Source organism: Leeuwenhoekiella palythoae, assembly GCF_900130045.1.
In the GTDB taxonomy this organism is placed as follows: Bacteria; Bacteroidota; Bacteroidia; order Flavobacteriales; family Flavobacteriaceae; genus Leeuwenhoekiella; species Leeuwenhoekiella palythoae.
This window is the reverse complement of sequence record NZ_FQXT01000001.1, coordinates 854,928-869,174: the sequence shown is the minus strand read 5'-3', so window position 1 is coordinate 869,174 and position 14,247 is coordinate 854,928. Positions and strand designations below refer to the sequence as shown.

The following is a 14,247-nucleotide window of genomic DNA, read 5'->3' as shown; positions in this document are numbered from 1 at the left end:
CCACAGGCTTGTGATAGTGCAGATGTGATCATTCAGGTATTACCTATTGAAGATGAATTGGATGTTAATGAACCTCCGGTTGCTAATGATGATACCGCTATTACAGAATCTGGTGTACCTGCAACGGGTAATGTATTAGTAAATGACTTTGATCCTGATGGTGATACCATTACAGTAACAAGTAACACACAACCAACAAACGGAAGTGTAACGGTTAATCCTGACGGAACATTCACTTATACTCCAGAGCCTGACTTTGTAGGGGAAGATAGTTTTGAGTACACCGTATGCGACGACGGAGAGCCTCGAGAGTGTGCTACAGGTACGGTTACCATTGAAGTGACTCCTGATAGTGGCAACACAACCGTAGCGAATGATGATGCTTACTTTGGCTTAATTGATGCAGCTATTACTGGAAATGTTCTTGATAATGACTTTGATCCTGAAGGGCAAACACAGCTAGTTGATATTACAGTATCTCCTGCTAACGGCCCTGAGGATGGAAGCTTGATAATTAATGAAGACGGTTCATTTACCTATACTCCAAATGATGGCTTTATTGGAACAGATCAGTTCACGTATCAAATTTCAGATAACGGAACTCCTGTGGCGACAGATGTTGCAACGGTATACATCTCAGTAAGAGGAAGTGATATAGTGCCTCCAGTTGCAAGTTTAAGTTTGGAGAAAGTTGGAATATTCAATGATGAAAATGGTGATCAAAGACCACAAGTTGGTGAAACCATTACCTATACATTTACCGTATATAATACAGGAGAGTCTACAATTTCAGATATTGTTATTGAAGATCCGCTAGTAGATGTTGTAGGAGGCCCAATCACACTTGAGCCGGGCGAAGTAGATGCAACCACGTTTACTGCTATTTATTCAATAACTCAAGCAGATATTGAGCAATTGTTTGTAGAAAATCAGGCTTTAGTAAGTGGTGTAGATCCTTATGGAGATGTAATTGAAGATTTATCTGATGATCCAAATAATAGTGATGATGAAGATGTAGATAATGATGGAGAACCAGATGACGTTACGGTTACAATAATACCAAATGTTTTAGCAGAGGAAGACATTGTTATTTACAACGTAATGACGCCTAACGGAGACGGTCTTAATGATATTTTTATGATTGAAAATATTGATAGATTCCCTGATAATAAGGTTCAGATTTTTAACAGATGGGGAATAGAGGTATTTAGTACAGAAGGATATAGTATCAATAATGATAATGTCTTTAGAGGCTTCTCAGATGGTCGTGCTACTGTACGCCGAGGAGAGCGTCTTCCTACAGGAACCTATTATTATATGATTGAATATGCTGACCCTGATAGTGGTCAGGTGAGACGTAAAGCCTCATTCCTTTACATTAATTAAAATTGAATTACTCAATGAGTATTTATAATAAACGACTTCATATGGTAAAAAGAAATTTGGGTAAGTTGGTTCTTCTTTTTGTACTGCTTATTTCTTTAAGCGGATACAGTCAGCAAGATCCGCAATACACGCAATATATGTACAACCCTTTGGTGATCAACCCCGCGTATGCGGGGAACCGTGGGGTAACCAGTATTTTGCTGTTACACCGCAGTCAGTGGGTAGGTCTCGATGGTGCGCCTAGCACTCAAAACCTTGCGGTTCATAGTCCTATAGGTTTAGGAAAAGTCGGACTAGGTTTTAGTTTGGTTAATGATGTTTTGGGACCTGCGCGAGAAACCTATTTTAATACTGATTTTAGTTATACCATAGATACGGGTGCTGAGGGTAAATTCAGTTTTGGATTGAAAGGTTCTTTGAATTTATTAGATGTCGATTTTAGCCGAACCAATCCATTTAACCAAAATGATCCTTTTTTAGTGAGTATTGATAATAAGCTTTCGCCAAACGTAGGTGTTGGTATCTTTTATCACGATGCTAAATTTTACGGTGGGTTATCCGCTCCGCAGTTATTGCGTACTGACCATTTTGACCGAAGCGGTTCACAAGGAGCACAAACCTTTGTTTCTGAAGAAGAAATTCACTATTATGGTTTAGCAGGTTATGTATTTGATCTCAACCGAAATCTAAAATTTAAACCTTCGACATTGGTTAAGATGGTTGCAGGAGCACCTCTTTCTGTAGATGTGAATGCAAACTTTTTATTGTATGATAAATTGACCTTAGGAGCTTCCTATCGTTGGAGTGCTGCATTGAGTGCTTTAGCGGCTTTTCAGGTGAATGATGGTTTGCTTATTGGCTTCGCATATGACAGAGAATCAACAGATTTAGGGAATGCGACTTACAATAATGGAACTTATGAAGTATTTTTACGTTTTGAATTATTTAAAGAATACAACCGTATGTTAACACCACGATTCTTTTAATTAAAAATACGCCCCTATGAAACAATTATTACAAGTCATTCTACTCTTAGCTATTGCTTTTAGTTTTGATAGTGTTTATGCTCAGGAACGTGAGATTGCTAAGGGAAACAAAAAATTTGATCAATACGCTTTTGTAGATTCTCAAAAGATTTACTTGCGTGTGGCAGAAGAAGGTTACGAGTCTGCAGACCTATTCTCAAAACTGGGAGATAGTTTTTACTATAACGCTGACTATAAAGAGGCAGTAACTTGGTATACTAAACTAGTTGAGAAATACCCGGAGGAAGTGACTCCTTACCAATATTTTAGATATGCGCAGGCCTTAAGGGCAGAAAAGCAATATGACAAATCTACTGAGATGATTGCGCTGTATCAAGAAGCGGTGAGTAGTTCTGATGATATATACAGCAGTCAAAGCATTTCAGAAATAGAAAATGGTAGCGCAACTTTTGAGATTGAAAAGCTAAAAGTGAATGCAGCTAAATTTTCTGATTTTGCTCCTTCTTTTTACGGAGAGCAGCTTTTATTTGCATCTACTCGTGATACCGGTACATTCACAAAGCGTATTCACAAATGGAATGACCAACCCTTCCTTGATCTATACGTAGGTGATATTGATGAAAACAATCAGGTTGCCACGGCTTCTAAATTACCAGGTAGTGTAAATACTGAATTTCACGAAAGTACTGCTTTACTAAGTACTGATGGAAATACGCTTTATTTTACCAGAAATAATTTTACTAACGATACCTATAAGGCTGATAGCAACAATACCAATAGATTGAAGCTTTATAAGGCACAGCGTAATGGAGATGGTTTTAATAACGTAGAAGAGCTTCCATTTAATGACAATGGCTTTTCCACTGCACACCCTGCGCTTTCAACAGATGGTAAAACCCTTTATTTTGCATCGGATAGACCCGGAACTTACGGTGAATCTGATTTGTGGAAAATTGCTCTAAACGAGGATGGTACATTTGGAGAGGTTGAAAACTTAGGAGATAAGATTAATACTCCGGGACGTGAGACTTTTCCTTTTATTAGCAAAGAGGGTAAATTGTATTTTTCAACTGATGGACGTGCCGGTTTGGGAGGTCTAGATGTTTACGTATATGATTTTGAAGATGAAAGCCTAGAAAATATTGGTGCCCCTGTAAACAGTGTAAAAGACGATTTTACATTTATCATTAATAGCGAAACCGGTAGAGGCTTTTTTGCAACCAACCGAGCTAACAATCCGCTTGATGATGATATATATACCTTTATACAGTCTGCTTGCGAAAGCACGCTCATTGTGAATGTTATTGATAAGAATACTAAAGAGCCACTTAACGGAGCAATGGTAGGTGTAAGAGATACAGAGAATAATCTTGTTGTTTCAGGAATTGCTGAGGCTCCAGACGCGACCTTTGCTTACAACGATCCAGAGTGTGACAAAGAATACTTTATACGCGGGGAGATGGAAGGTTATTTAACTGATGAGAAACTGGTTAAAATTCCTTCTTCGAGCAGTGAGGTAAGCGTGGTTCTAGAATTAGAGCCTTCGATAACACAGATACCACCTGATTTTGATCTTGGCAAATTGATCAATCCAATTTACTTCGACTTTGATAAATCGTACATCAGACCAGATGCGGCTGTAGAATTAGCAAAGGTTATCGAAATTTTGAAGGAATATCCTGAATTGCGCATAGATGTGCGTTCTCATACAGATAGTCGTGGGAACGACGCTTATAACCTTGCGTTATCAGAAAGACGTAACAAATCTACCATTGACTATATCGTAGAAGAGGGAGGAATTTCTAGAGAGCGTCTAACCGGTCGTGGTTATGGAGAAACTCAATTGCTCAACGAGTGTAGCAATGGCGTACAGTGTACCGAAGAGCAACATCAACTCAATAGACGTAGTGAGTTTATTGTTCAAGACTATTAATTGTCAATGCATCTAACATAACAAACCCTGAGAAGCCTTCTAAATTTAGAAGGCTTTTTCTATTGTTACAGGGGGTTTGTATTTGTACATTTACCACTAAAACAAGTTTATGAAAGAAGAATTGGTGATTTTGGTTGATGAAAACGACCGTCAAGTAGGTTTGATGCCTAAGATGGAAGCGCATGAGAAAGCGCTACTGCATCGTGCATTTTCGGTATTTGTTTTCAATGATCAGAATCAATTAATGATTCAACGCAGAGCGGCACATAAATATCATTCTCCGGGATTATGGACAAATACGTGCTGCAGTCATCAACGGGAAGGAGAAACTAACGTAGAGGCCGGGAAAAGACGTCTGATGGAAGAAATGGGCTTTACGACTTCGCTTACTGAGAACATATCTTTTATTTACAAGGCGCCATTTGATAATGGTTTGACGGAACATGAATATGATTATATCCTTTTAGGAGATTATAATGATGAGCCCAATATTAATCCTGATGAAGTTTCAGAATGGAAATGGATGTCTCTAGAAGATATTGAAAAGGATATGAAAGTACATCCTGAACAGTATACCGAATGGTTTAAGATCATATTTGACAAATTTTACAATCAGATAGAACGCTAATGAAACAGGTTACAGTGAAGCGTAAAGCGCATTTTAACGCTGCGCATCGGCTTTACAGAGTCGATTGGGACGATGCTAAGAATCTTGAAGTTTTCGGGAAATGTAGCTATCCTAATTACCACGGGCATAACTATGAACTTATCGTAGCCGTTACCGGCCCCATTGATCCTGAAACTGGTTTTGTGATTGATCTAAAAGTGCTCAAAGATTTGATCAAAGCAGAGGTTGAAGAGCCGTTTGATCACAAAAATTTAAATCTTGACGTACCTGAGTTTTCAACAATAAATCCTACTGCAGAAAATATCTGTGTGGTGATTTATGATAGATTAAAAAGGCACCTCTCTGAGACCTTCAAGATCGAAGTAACCCTTTATGAAACCCCACGCAATTCAGTAACCTATTCTGGAGAATAATTATAAGAAGCAAACTAATCAAAAAGCCTTAGGGCTCATTTCAATACCATTATGAGTAAAACGGTTTATCCAATGACTTTTCAACCTGTCCTAAAAGAAAAAATCTGGGGAGGTCAAAAACTAAACAAACTATTTAATAAAGGAAACAGCGCCACCGCAAAAATGGGGGAGAGCTGGGAAATAGCTGATCTTGAAGAAGGGCAGAGTACAGTGAGTAATGGCGCTCTACAAGGCAAAACACTTAACGAAGCGATTTTAGAAAACCCAGCGGCTTTATTAGGAGCTAAGGTTTATGATAAATTCGGTCCGCATTTTCCGTTGTTGATCAAATTTATTGATGCTGCTTCTGATCTTTCGATACAAGTGCACCCTACAGACGAAACTTCACCTACGGGTGTTGGTAAAACCGAAATGTGGTACATCATGCAAGCTGACAAAGGCGCTAAGCTCACCGTAGGTTTCAACCAGAAAATCACCAAGGAGGAATATGATAAGCGCATAGATGACCTAAGTATTGAAGAAGTAATGGATCAACATATAGTGAGTGAAGGCGATTCGTTCTTTATCAATGCCGGTAGAATTCATGCCATAGGTGGTGGTGTATTGTTAGCCGAAATTCAGCAAACATCAGACGTGACGTACCGTGTGTATGATTATAACCGAAAGGATGATGAAGGGAACTTAAGAGATCTTCACGTCAAAGAATCGCGAGAAGTACTAGATTTTGAAACCACTCAGGATTTTAAATTAGAATACGATCGAAGCGTAACAAACACTCCTCAAGTCGTTAAACGTCACACCTATTTCAAAACGGAATGGGTAAAACTTACTAAACCATATTCTATAGCACGTACAGATACTTTTACAATTATAATTGTTGTAAGCGGATCGCTTAACTTTTCTGACGGTGAGATTGAAGGTAGTTTAAACGCCGGAGAAACGCTGTTAATTCCTGCTGCTAGTGACGAGGTTACCTTAGACGCAGAATCTTGTGAGATTCTCGAAGTTTACTTGTAACCGCTTTAAAAATTAGATGTACTTTTGCAAAAATTTTTATTATGGCAAGTATTAGAGATCTTAAGAAAGATATAAACTTTGTTTTAGGCGATATTATCGACGCAGTATACATTTGGGAGGCTATTAATCCTAAAGAGGATCAGAAAGAAGCTGAAGCTATTGTAGATGATGCTATTGTGACCTTTGACGAACTTATCGCAAAAGTAAATAACAATAAAGTTGAAAACAGACGTAAACATCTAAAAGCGGTTAACGCAGAATTAGAAGAGCGCGGTAAGGCTTTAATTGACCGAGTGAACGCATTGTAATTAAGGTTCACCCTAAAATGAAAAGGCCCTTAACTTCAAAAGTTAAGGGCTTTTTTTATGCGCTGAACGTTTGGTCAGCATATCAAACAATAAACTTTCCTCTCTTTACTCTTCAACTACGGTTGAGTCAATCGTAGTTGTAGTCGCCTCATTTGCGTTAGTTTCTTTACGCTCCTCGATATAGTCTTTAAGCGCTTTACCATATTTAGATTTGCGTACTTTAGGTTTTAGCGAAGTATAGATAGTATCTAAATATTTAATATTGGCATCAAATATTTCAGAAACAGCGAGGTATGGTGCGATCTCGTATTCTTTATTGGTAATAGCAAAATTAACTGTATATAAATACTTGCGCTTCATTAAATTCTGAAGTTGCGTATCGTAATAAATGATCGAGTCTTCGATGCCTTCTTTTCTTACCTCAAAACTTCTCTTGATCAAATCAAGATTCTTATCATTAAATCGATGAATGACTTTTGAATATTCGTCCAGTTTTTGTTGGTTTTGCGAACCGGTAATAGCTGCCTGACTTTCAAAATTCTTTAGCGAAGTGTTTAAAGTCATTTCACCTGGTTCTGCAAAAATCATGATGCGATCGTCGTACTCATAAGCGTCTACCTTTTCAAGGGTGAGGTAAACAATTTGCGGTTCTTTTAAATCAGTAATGAATTCAAATTCAGGATTTCCATCTACAATAACGCTGTCTATATTTACAAGCGAAGTGTCTTCAATACGCTGTAAATAAATCTTTCCTTTTTTTAAACCATTAATTTTTCCGGTAAGTGTGAAGTCGCCATCCTTACCACAACTTGCAAGGACTAATAAACATACGAGGCCAAGAATAGCCGATCTAATTTGCATTTTTTGTCATTTTAGGTTGCAAATATGCCTAAATTCTTCTTTAAATACTAGTGCAGGGGCGTTTACTGAAGTCAAATTATGAACAAGCCTATTGTACAGCGGAAAAATGTACAATTGCTTCATCTATGTTTTACCTTGGAACTAACGTTACTCTCTGATAAATCTGGTAATTTCTTTGATCAATTCGGTATTGATCGGTCGGGATGCTTCGTTGTAAGATTTTGAATTTTCGATATCATCACCTTCAATGGTTTTGAGAACGTGATTCATACTTTCAATAATTGCATATTCTGCCTTGGGTTGCGCCTCTTTTAAAAGTTCGCCTTCCTTAAGTGGAACTTGAAGATCTTTAGTTCCCGTAACAATAAGTATAGGGATATCTAGCGCGCTGATCTCTTCGGCAGGATCATATTTGATCCAACTTTTCATAAAGGGTTGCACTGAGGGTCTAAAAATGGACGCTAAAGCAGGATTATAGTTTTTAGAATTTCCGGTCTCTTTTAAATCGGTTAACGCTTGTTGCGCATTTTCTGCCAAACCGGGAGCTTGCTTTTTGATTTGATCAAGAATTACAAGATCTATCGCCTGACCGGCGCCGGCAAGAGAAACCAACTTACTGACCTTGGTCTGTTGTGCAGCGAGCTTTGCAATTAAGGCTCCCTGAGAATGCCCGATCAATACAATTGTTTTAAAATCTTGCTCAAAATAATTTACCGTGGAAGCAGCATCGCTAACAAAATTATCAAAGTTGAGTTGTTCTTCTATCAATGCATTTTGACGCATCAAAGCAAAAAGGCGTTTGTCATATCTAAACGTAGCAAAACCGTTTTTGGTAAGCTGCTGCGCTAGTTGCTTGAGGCTATTATTTTGCATCATTTGCTGATTGCCATTGCGATCTGTAGGTCCTGAACCGGCAATTATAATGGCCAACGTATCGGTTTGCTTTACAGGTTGAAGCAGTGTCCCGGAGATAAACTCATTAATTCGAATTTCAGAAGATGTGGGGTCTTGGCTGTGAGCAGTGCTAACCGCTAACAACAGACCTATAATAAAAACAAGCCGCATACCTTATTTCAATTTTGAATAGTGCATTAATAAGGCTTCAATTTTCTCGGGATATTGTGTGCCTAGTAGTAGCTCATTACCATCGTTAAAAACCAATTGCAGCCCTTTTCTTCCTTTGGTAGTTAGGGCTTTTCGCTTAGTGAATGAAATACGGTAGCCCCAACCGCCGTATTCTCTGATAGGATTGTATTTACGAATCTTGGCGCTCTTGATTTCGCTCCAAGCTTTAAACCTTGACTTGATATGAAAAGGAACAAAGCGATACGTAATTCCTTTTTCGTCTATTGTGGTTTCTAATTTGAAGATATACCAAAAGCCAAGAAAGAGGCCTAAAATCACTAAAATGCTGAGAATCACAGAAGCAATCTCGAACTTAGAAAATTTTAAATTATCCCAATCTAAAACAAGCGGACTTACGGCAATTGCTAGAATAACTACAAGGAGTAAGCGTAACCACCATTGATCAAATCGCTGTATTTCTTTAAATGTTTTCATACAGAATAATCTATTAAAAATAATGCCACAAACTAAAACAAAGATATTTAGTTGATGAAAGTCTTACACAAATTTTAAGATAAGATAAGGCTAAAAGTTTGACCGCAGAAGGAAGTCTCTGATTAATGTAGGTCTATAACGACGCTTTTTTAATTTAATTTCATATTCCAAATTAACCTTAGTTGCGTGCGGGTAAAGAAGTGTGATGGCTTATTTTTGCCGAAAATTAGCAACAATGAAAAGAAGACTTTTAGCATTTGGTATTATATTGAGTTTAGCTTTTAACGTAAAAGCAATGGGTAGCGACGAAGATTGGGGAAGTAAAGGCCACCGTGCAGTAGCTGCAATAGCGACTAAATACTTAAAACCGAAAACTAGAAAGGCAATTGAAAAACTTTTGGGTGCAGAAACCTTAGTTACTGTTTCAACTTATGGAGATGAAATCAAAAGCTATGAAGAATATAGAAAGTACAGCAGCTGGCATTACGTAAATATAGCACCTGGCTTAACCTATGCTGAAGCTGATAAAAATGAATATGGCGATCTTGTACAAGGAATAAGAACTTGTAAGGAAATTTTACTTTCTGATGAGACGTCAGAGGAAGAAAAAGCCTTTTATTTAAAAATGCTCGTTCATTTTATTGGAGACTTGCACCAACCTTTACATTTAGGTCACGCCGAAGATAAAGGCGGAAATGATTTTCAAGTACGCTGGTTTAATGACGGTACGAATTTACACTCGCTTTGGGACACCAAAATGATCGAAAGCTATGGGATGTCTTATAGTGAATTAGCGACTAATTTTGGTGAGGTTTCAAAAACCGAATATAAAGCACTTACTTCAGGTGATGTATTAGACTGGGTTAGTGAAGGCCAGGATCTCGCGGAAATGGTTTATGCATCTGCAGAAATAGGAGAGAAGCTTAGTTATCGCTATCAAGCAGATAACTACCATATTATTCAAGAGCAGCTTCAAAAAGGCGGCGTGCGCCTGGCAGCTGTCTTGAATGAGATTTTTAAATAGCAAGTTAAGACCTTAAGAAATTCTAGCCGCTTACTCGTCAGCCAGTACGTGGCTATCTTTATATTGTTTCGGCGTTGCGTCGCAATATTTTTTAAAGATACGGGTAAGATGACTTTCATCTGTAAAGCCTAATTGGATCGCTATTTGCGAAACCGTAAAGTCAGAATTTAAAAGACGGTCTTTGGCAATTTCTAACTTGTACAGTAAGATATAATTGTGCAATGAGTTTCCTGTTTCTTTCTTGAAGTAATTGCTGAGTGTACTACTCGTTATATGAAAGTGCTTAGCAATTGCAGAAATCTTGAGTAAATTGGTATCATAAATATTATACCTGATGTACGCATAGATCTCATCAATACGCTCATTTTTCTTTGTAGATTTTGGGGTAATATGCTCCGGATTCTTCTCAGTAACATTTCGAGCGATTATACTGAGTATCGTACTTACCATATTGGCAATAATTTGCAAATAATATTGCTCCTTGGCCGTGTTTTCTTTTCTGATAAAAAATAGAATACGCCATATAAGGTCACGATCTTCAATATTTTTAAGCGCTTCTTGAAATTTACGTTTAGGATGATTAAGAATAAATTCACTACGACGTAACCAGTTTTGTTTGTCTGGTAAACTCACCTTACTTGAGAAAAGCAGATCGGTGAATTTAAAAATAATAAACGTTGTAGTTTCGTGAGTTTTGATGTCTGGGACTTCATTCTTTGCAAAGACAAAAATATCACGACTCTTGTAAGAGGTCACTTTGTGATCAATTGTAATACGACCACTACCTTCTTCAATAAACAAGATCTGAAAATAAATGTCACCTTTATTTACAGCATCCCATCTCGACGTAGAAAATCGATCAATGATAAATATGTCCTGCCAATTAAGTTGTATCATGGCACTTGTAGGATTTAAATTAAATAAGGGGTGAAAATTTGTCTAAAGACTGATGTAAAAGTTACAAGAAATTTTATAGAAATTTACTAGAGCTTATACTAGTTCTCTAATTTATTCTGAGTCTAAATCTTTAAAATAACTGTAATTCAGTATGTTGAAGTTAGGTATTTAAGTGTCAATAATTTTTAAATAAATAGTTAAAAATCAATGACTCCGCTCTAAATTACTGTGAGTTAGTGTAGTTACTCGATTTAGTTGGCAATGTTAAAAATTTATAAATCCCTAAGAAACAATGAATTTCAACTCGTTTCTATAGGTTGAAGGTGTTTTTCCCGTAAATTTTTTGAATTGTTTGTTAAAATGGCTGAAGTTGTTAAAGCCACTTTCAAAACAAACATCAGTAATACTTATGGGCTTTTCGTGAAGTAGTTTGGCCGCGTGCACCAGTCGATATTCATTTACAAATTGAGTAAAGGTCTTTCCTGTAATTTTTTTAAAGTAGCGACAAAACGCCGGAACGGTCATACTCACCAATTCTGAAATTTCTTCGAGTGTGATCTGACGTTTAAACTCTTCTTTGACAAAATTGAAGATAATATTGATGCGGTTATTGTCTTGAAGTTCGGTCTCTAGGATAAAGCCCTGAGCATTAAGTACCGTATACTTTTCTGCAGATTCTAATTGTTTTAAGATATCCAGAAGGCCTAAAAGACGTTCATAATTAGAAAGCGACTTTAAAGTTTCGATCTTAGAGCCTATGATTCGTTTAAGCTCTCCATGAAAAACAATGCCCATTTTAGCACGCTCAAACAGGGCTTTGATGCTGCGCATTTCAGGAATATTAAAAAAAGACTCACCTAAGAAGTCCGGACGCATCTGAATCACTGTTTCGCGCTCGTAGTTATTCAAGGAGTCTGTAAAGCCGCAGTGGGGTAAATTAGAACCAATAAGTATGAGTTCACCGTTTCTATAATAAGAGATGTGACTGCCTACTTGGCGCTTGCCGGTACCTCCTTTTACGTAAACAAGCTCAAGTTCAGGGTGATAGTGCCAGAAATTATGACTGTTGTTTTCGTGATTTTCATCGTAAGTACGGTAGGAAAAAGAGCTTCCAAAACCTGGTTCTATTTTCTCAAAGGCTGGTTTTGGGGATTTTATCATAGTATTCCTGTTAATTTAGTATAAAGGTAGCCAAGGCTTTAACCTGTGACTTATGCTATATTAACCTAAATATATAGGTTTTTCACAAATTTAAATTTTAATATTGGTTTAAGGTTAATATAGCACATAAAATTGCACAATGGGTTCTATTTCAGGCTGGTTTTGCGCCATACATTTGTAATGTGAATAAATTAAATCACTCACAAAAAACCAAACCTATGAAAACAACTATTAAAACTTTGGTATTCGCATTGACTTTAGCCCTTACTCTAAACGCCAATGCAGCAGACGGAATTGCAGTTACAGTGAATGAAAACTTTATGGTAAAAGTAGAGTACACTAATGCAATTGAGGGAGCTCAGATTTATCTTGAGGATGTTGACGGAGAACGTCTTTACAGTGAGTATGCAGGAAGTGTAGCTAATGATTCTAAAACTTTAAGCTTAGAAGAATTACCGGTAGGTAAATACTACTTGATCTATGAGGATGATTATGCTAAATCATACACTACGATCAAAAAAGAGTTTAAAGGATTAGACATTGTTAAAGATGAAAGTAAAACCATCTTTAAGCCTAATTACCGCGTTGAGAATGACATTGTAATGATATCATTTACAAACCCTAAAGAAGTAAAAACGACTACACGTGTTTATGACGAGACTGGTGCAATCATTGAGTCTATGTCTGATACAAACCTAGTAGTTAAGCAAGCTCTTAACTTTGAAGAGTTGCCTGCTGGAAACTACAGAATTGGTGTCTCAATTGGGAAAGATTATTTCTCAAAGCAAATCGCTATCAAATAATTTTATAACCCTAGTAATTAGAAAAGCCTTGTTGCGACTGCAACAAGGCTTTTTTTTGTTTAGTATTTTAGATAGAAGAGCGCCCAGTAAATCAGAAGAAATTGCAAGCCTACACGTGCCCAAAGTAGCCATTTAGGTAAATTCATTCCTGCTTTTTTAGAAGAAAGCATATAAAAGTGTACAAGAAAAAAACTAATGAGCATAGCTACGATACCGTAGATTGCACAATTCTTAAATAGGGGTATGCAAATGCCTATACCTAATAGGATCTCGGCAAACCCGCTTAAAAAGACCAATTTTTTATGTTCAGGAAGGTAGCGCGGCATAATGCGCATATACGCTCTGGGCTTTATAAAATGCATTAGACCGGCGACTATGTACATAACTGCCATTAAATAGAGATGCCAAGGATAATGCATAATATAAAGTTTACAAGTTTAATTTAGTAATTTACAACATCTGAAGATTCTGGCTTTTCAAAAAAACCATCTTCAACTTCAAAAAATCGGATATTACTCAATTGGGCTTCGCCAATAGGATCGCCAAAAATTCCTTTTTCTTCAGACCAGTTATAAAATTTCCAAGTAGTAGCTAGCGGTACTTGTTCTATTTCTTTATAATCAGAATAAGCGATCGCGTGCGGTGCTGCTTCAGCGTTCTCAATAGTTTTATCACCAAAGGTTACAATATAAGCGGTTGCTTTTACGCGGTTTTCTTCATTCAAGTAGCCAATATACCAGTCATCAGGAGTATCGCCGGTGCCACCTTCAAAAGTCAACTTAAACTGACCTTCAGTATCATTGGTTAATTCCTGAATGTTCACGCCCGGATCCTGGAGTTTAAATGGAAATGCAAAAAAGTAAGGCCAAGTAAAAATATCATATCGAGCGCCATCAGGTATTGCTCCTTGAGGAGCACTGTAAACTTGAGATCCGTCATAAATCAATTGGGTACCGTCTGTTTTATCTATTCGTATCTTACTACTGTTTGTAAGCATGCTAATCGTGGCGTTGATGCGTTCATTTCCACCAAACATCAATTGAAGATCAAAAGCTATGGCCTCTTGTGCAGCAAACGCCGCTTTGTTATGAGCGCTGGCGATTTTGTCAACAAAAGAATTGGATGTAGTAGTTACCTGTTGTTCTTGCTCAGGGGCATCTTTAGATTCTTCTGAGTTGTTTTGTTTACACGATAGGATCGCAAGTGTAAGCAGTAAAAAGATAGATTTATTCATAATTCAAATTTCGTTTATTCAATAGTAGAAATTTGA

The 14,247-nt window shown here is 37.2% G+C and carries 16 protein-coding genes; 9 read left to right on the top strand and 7 right to left on the bottom strand.

Annotated features, from left to right (window positions below):
* The 7 genes from BUA96_RS03500 to BUA96_RS03470 form a co-directional block, all read left to right on the top strand.
* Positions 1-1,386: Ig-like domain-containing protein (locus BUA96_RS03500; RefSeq protein WP_139248993.1), on the top strand; the 1,386-nt coding region annotated here is incomplete at its 5' end.
* Positions 1,387-1,427: 41 nt separating this feature from the next.
* Entirely contained in the window at positions 1,428-2,372 is a 945-nt protein-coding gene (locus BUA96_RS03495; protein WP_128755752.1) for a PorP/SprF family type IX secretion system membrane protein, read from the top strand.
* A gap of 16 nt (positions 2,373-2,388) precedes the next feature.
* Positions 2,389-4,305, top strand: a complete 1,917-nt coding sequence (locus BUA96_RS03490; protein WP_072980381.1) for an OmpA family protein — start codon at positions 2,389-2,391, stop codon at positions 4,303-4,305.
* Positions 4,306-4,414: 109 nt separating this feature from the next.
* Entirely contained in the window at positions 4,415-4,933 is a 519-nt protein-coding gene (gene idi / locus BUA96_RS03485; protein ID WP_072980378.1) for an isopentenyl-diphosphate Delta-isomerase, read from the top strand.
* On the top strand, positions 4,933-5,346 hold the full coding sequence (locus BUA96_RS03480) for a 6-pyruvoyl trahydropterin synthase family protein (RefSeq protein ID WP_072980376.1): 414 nt from the start codon (positions 4,933-4,935) through the stop codon (positions 5,344-5,346). Before idi ends, BUA96_RS03480 begins: the two co-directional genes overlap by 1 nt.
* A 72-nt stretch (positions 5,347-5,418) precedes the next feature.
* Positions 5,419-6,363: a type I phosphomannose isomerase catalytic subunit gene (locus BUA96_RS03475; protein ID WP_233430603.1), complete on the top strand. Its 945-nt coding sequence runs from the start codon at positions 5,419-5,421 to the stop codon at positions 6,361-6,363.
* 41 nt (positions 6,364-6,404) lie between these two features.
* Complete coding sequence (locus BUA96_RS03470) at positions 6,405-6,671, top strand: hypothetical protein (RefSeq protein ID WP_072980373.1); 267 nt, start codon at positions 6,405-6,407, stop codon at positions 6,669-6,671.
* A 105-nt stretch (positions 6,672-6,776) separates the two neighbouring features.
* On the opposite strand, the gene BUA96_RS03465 is transcribed toward BUA96_RS03470, so the two are convergent.
* The 3 genes from BUA96_RS03465 to BUA96_RS03455 form a co-directional block, all read right to left on the bottom strand.
* Positions 6,777-7,532 carry a DUF4369 domain-containing protein gene (locus BUA96_RS03465; RefSeq protein WP_072980372.1) on the bottom strand — a complete coding sequence of 252 codons (756 nt, stop codon included), beginning with the start codon at positions 7,530-7,532 and terminating at the stop codon, positions 6,777-6,779.
* Positions 7,533-7,679: 147 nt separating this feature from the next.
* The gene (locus tag BUA96_RS03460; RefSeq protein WP_072980371.1) at positions 7,680-8,597 is read right to left on the bottom strand and encodes an alpha/beta hydrolase; all 918 of its coding nucleotides are present in this window, start codon (positions 8,595-8,597) and stop codon (positions 7,680-7,682) included.
* 3 nt (positions 8,598-8,600) lie between these two features.
* Positions 8,601-9,092: a hypothetical protein gene (locus BUA96_RS03455; protein WP_072980369.1), complete on the bottom strand. Its 492-nt coding sequence runs from the start codon at positions 9,090-9,092 to the stop codon at positions 8,601-8,603.
* A 235-nt stretch (positions 9,093-9,327) separates the two neighbouring features.
* Here BUA96_RS03455 and BUA96_RS03450 point away from each other — a divergent pair, with 235 nt between their 5' ends.
* Entirely contained in the window at positions 9,328-10,116 is a 789-nt protein-coding gene (locus BUA96_RS03450; protein WP_072980366.1) for a S1/P1 nuclease, read from the top strand.
* A gap of 30 nt (positions 10,117-10,146) precedes the next feature.
* Here BUA96_RS03450 and BUA96_RS03445 read toward each other — a convergent pair whose 3' ends face one another.
* Entirely contained in the window at positions 10,147-11,013 is an 867-nt protein-coding gene (locus BUA96_RS03445; protein ID WP_072980364.1) for a helix-turn-helix domain-containing protein, read from the bottom strand.
* A 282-nt stretch (positions 11,014-11,295) separates the two neighbouring features.
* The gene (locus BUA96_RS03440) at positions 11,296-12,174 is read right to left on the bottom strand and encodes an AraC family transcriptional regulator (protein ID WP_072980361.1); all 879 of its coding nucleotides are present in this window, start codon (positions 12,172-12,174) and stop codon (positions 11,296-11,298) included.
* Between the two features lie 218 nt (positions 12,175-12,392).
* On the opposite strand from BUA96_RS03440, the gene BUA96_RS03435 reads away from it, so the two are divergent.
* Positions 12,393-12,977 carry a T9SS type A sorting domain-containing protein gene (locus BUA96_RS03435; RefSeq protein WP_072980359.1) on the top strand — a complete coding sequence of 195 codons (585 nt, stop codon included), beginning with the start codon at positions 12,393-12,395 and terminating at the stop codon, positions 12,975-12,977.
* A gap of 59 nt (positions 12,978-13,036) precedes the next feature.
* On the opposite strand, the gene BUA96_RS03430 is transcribed toward BUA96_RS03435, so the two are convergent.
* Both BUA96_RS03430 and BUA96_RS03425 read right to left on the bottom strand, forming a co-directional pair.
* Positions 13,037-13,396 carry a DoxX family protein gene (locus tag BUA96_RS03430; protein ID WP_072980357.1) on the bottom strand — a complete coding sequence of 120 codons (360 nt, stop codon included), beginning with the start codon at positions 13,394-13,396 and terminating at the stop codon, positions 13,037-13,039.
* A gap of 23 nt (positions 13,397-13,419) precedes the next feature.
* Positions 13,420-14,211 (bottom strand): hypothetical protein, encoded by a 792-nt coding sequence (locus tag BUA96_RS03425; protein WP_072980355.1) that lies wholly within the window; start codon positions 14,209-14,211, stop codon positions 13,420-13,422.
* Positions 14,212-14,247: the final 36 nt, after the last annotated feature.

What these genes read in the sequence shown, in the direction of transcription:
- BUA96_RS03435 (WP_072980359.1), top strand. Translation starts at nt 12,393, where the DNA reads ATGAAAACAACTATTAAAACTTTGGTATTCGCATTGACTTTAGCCCTT.
- BUA96_RS03470 (WP_072980373.1), top strand. Translation starts at nt 6,405, where the DNA reads ATGGCAAGTATTAGAGATCTTAAGAAAGATATAAACTTTGTTTTAGGC.
- BUA96_RS03440 (WP_072980361.1), bottom strand. Translation starts at nt 12,174, where the DNA reads ATGATAAAATCCCCAAAACCAGCCTTTGAGAAAATAGAACCAGGTTTT.
- BUA96_RS03455 (WP_072980369.1), bottom strand. Translation starts at nt 9,092, where the DNA reads ATGAAAACATTTAAAGAAATACAGCGATTTGATCAATGGTGGTTACGC.
- BUA96_RS03480 (WP_072980376.1), top strand. Translation starts at nt 4,933, where the DNA reads ATGAAACAGGTTACAGTGAAGCGTAAAGCGCATTTTAACGCTGCGCAT.
- BUA96_RS03460 (WP_072980371.1), bottom strand. Translation starts at nt 8,597, where the DNA reads ATGCGGCTTGTTTTTATTATAGGTCTGTTGTTAGCGGTTAGCACTGCT.
- BUA96_RS03490 (WP_072980381.1), top strand. Translation starts at nt 2,389, where the DNA reads ATGAAACAATTATTACAAGTCATTCTACTCTTAGCTATTGCTTTTAGT.
- BUA96_RS03445 (WP_072980364.1), bottom strand. Translation starts at nt 11,013, where the DNA reads ATGATACAACTTAATTGGCAGGACATATTTATCATTGATCGATTTTCT.
- BUA96_RS03465 (WP_072980372.1), bottom strand. Translation starts at nt 7,532, where the DNA reads ATGCAAATTAGATCGGCTATTCTTGGCCTCGTATGTTTATTAGTCCTT.
- BUA96_RS03475 (WP_233430603.1), top strand. Translation starts at nt 5,419, where the DNA reads ATGACTTTTCAACCTGTCCTAAAAGAAAAAATCTGGGGAGGTCAAAAA.
- BUA96_RS03450 (WP_072980366.1), top strand. Translation starts at nt 9,328, where the DNA reads ATGAAAAGAAGACTTTTAGCATTTGGTATTATATTGAGTTTAGCTTTT.
- BUA96_RS03425 (WP_072980355.1), bottom strand. Translation starts at nt 14,211, where the DNA reads ATGAATAAATCTATCTTTTTACTGCTTACACTTGCGATCCTATCGTGT.
- idi (WP_072980378.1), top strand. Translation starts at nt 4,415, where the DNA reads ATGAAAGAAGAATTGGTGATTTTGGTTGATGAAAACGACCGTCAAGTA.
- BUA96_RS03430 (WP_072980357.1), bottom strand. Translation starts at nt 13,396, where the DNA reads ATGCATTATCCTTGGCATCTCTATTTAATGGCAGTTATGTACATAGTC.
- BUA96_RS03495 (WP_128755752.1), top strand. Translation starts at nt 1,428, where the DNA reads ATGGTAAAAAGAAATTTGGGTAAGTTGGTTCTTCTTTTTGTACTGCTT.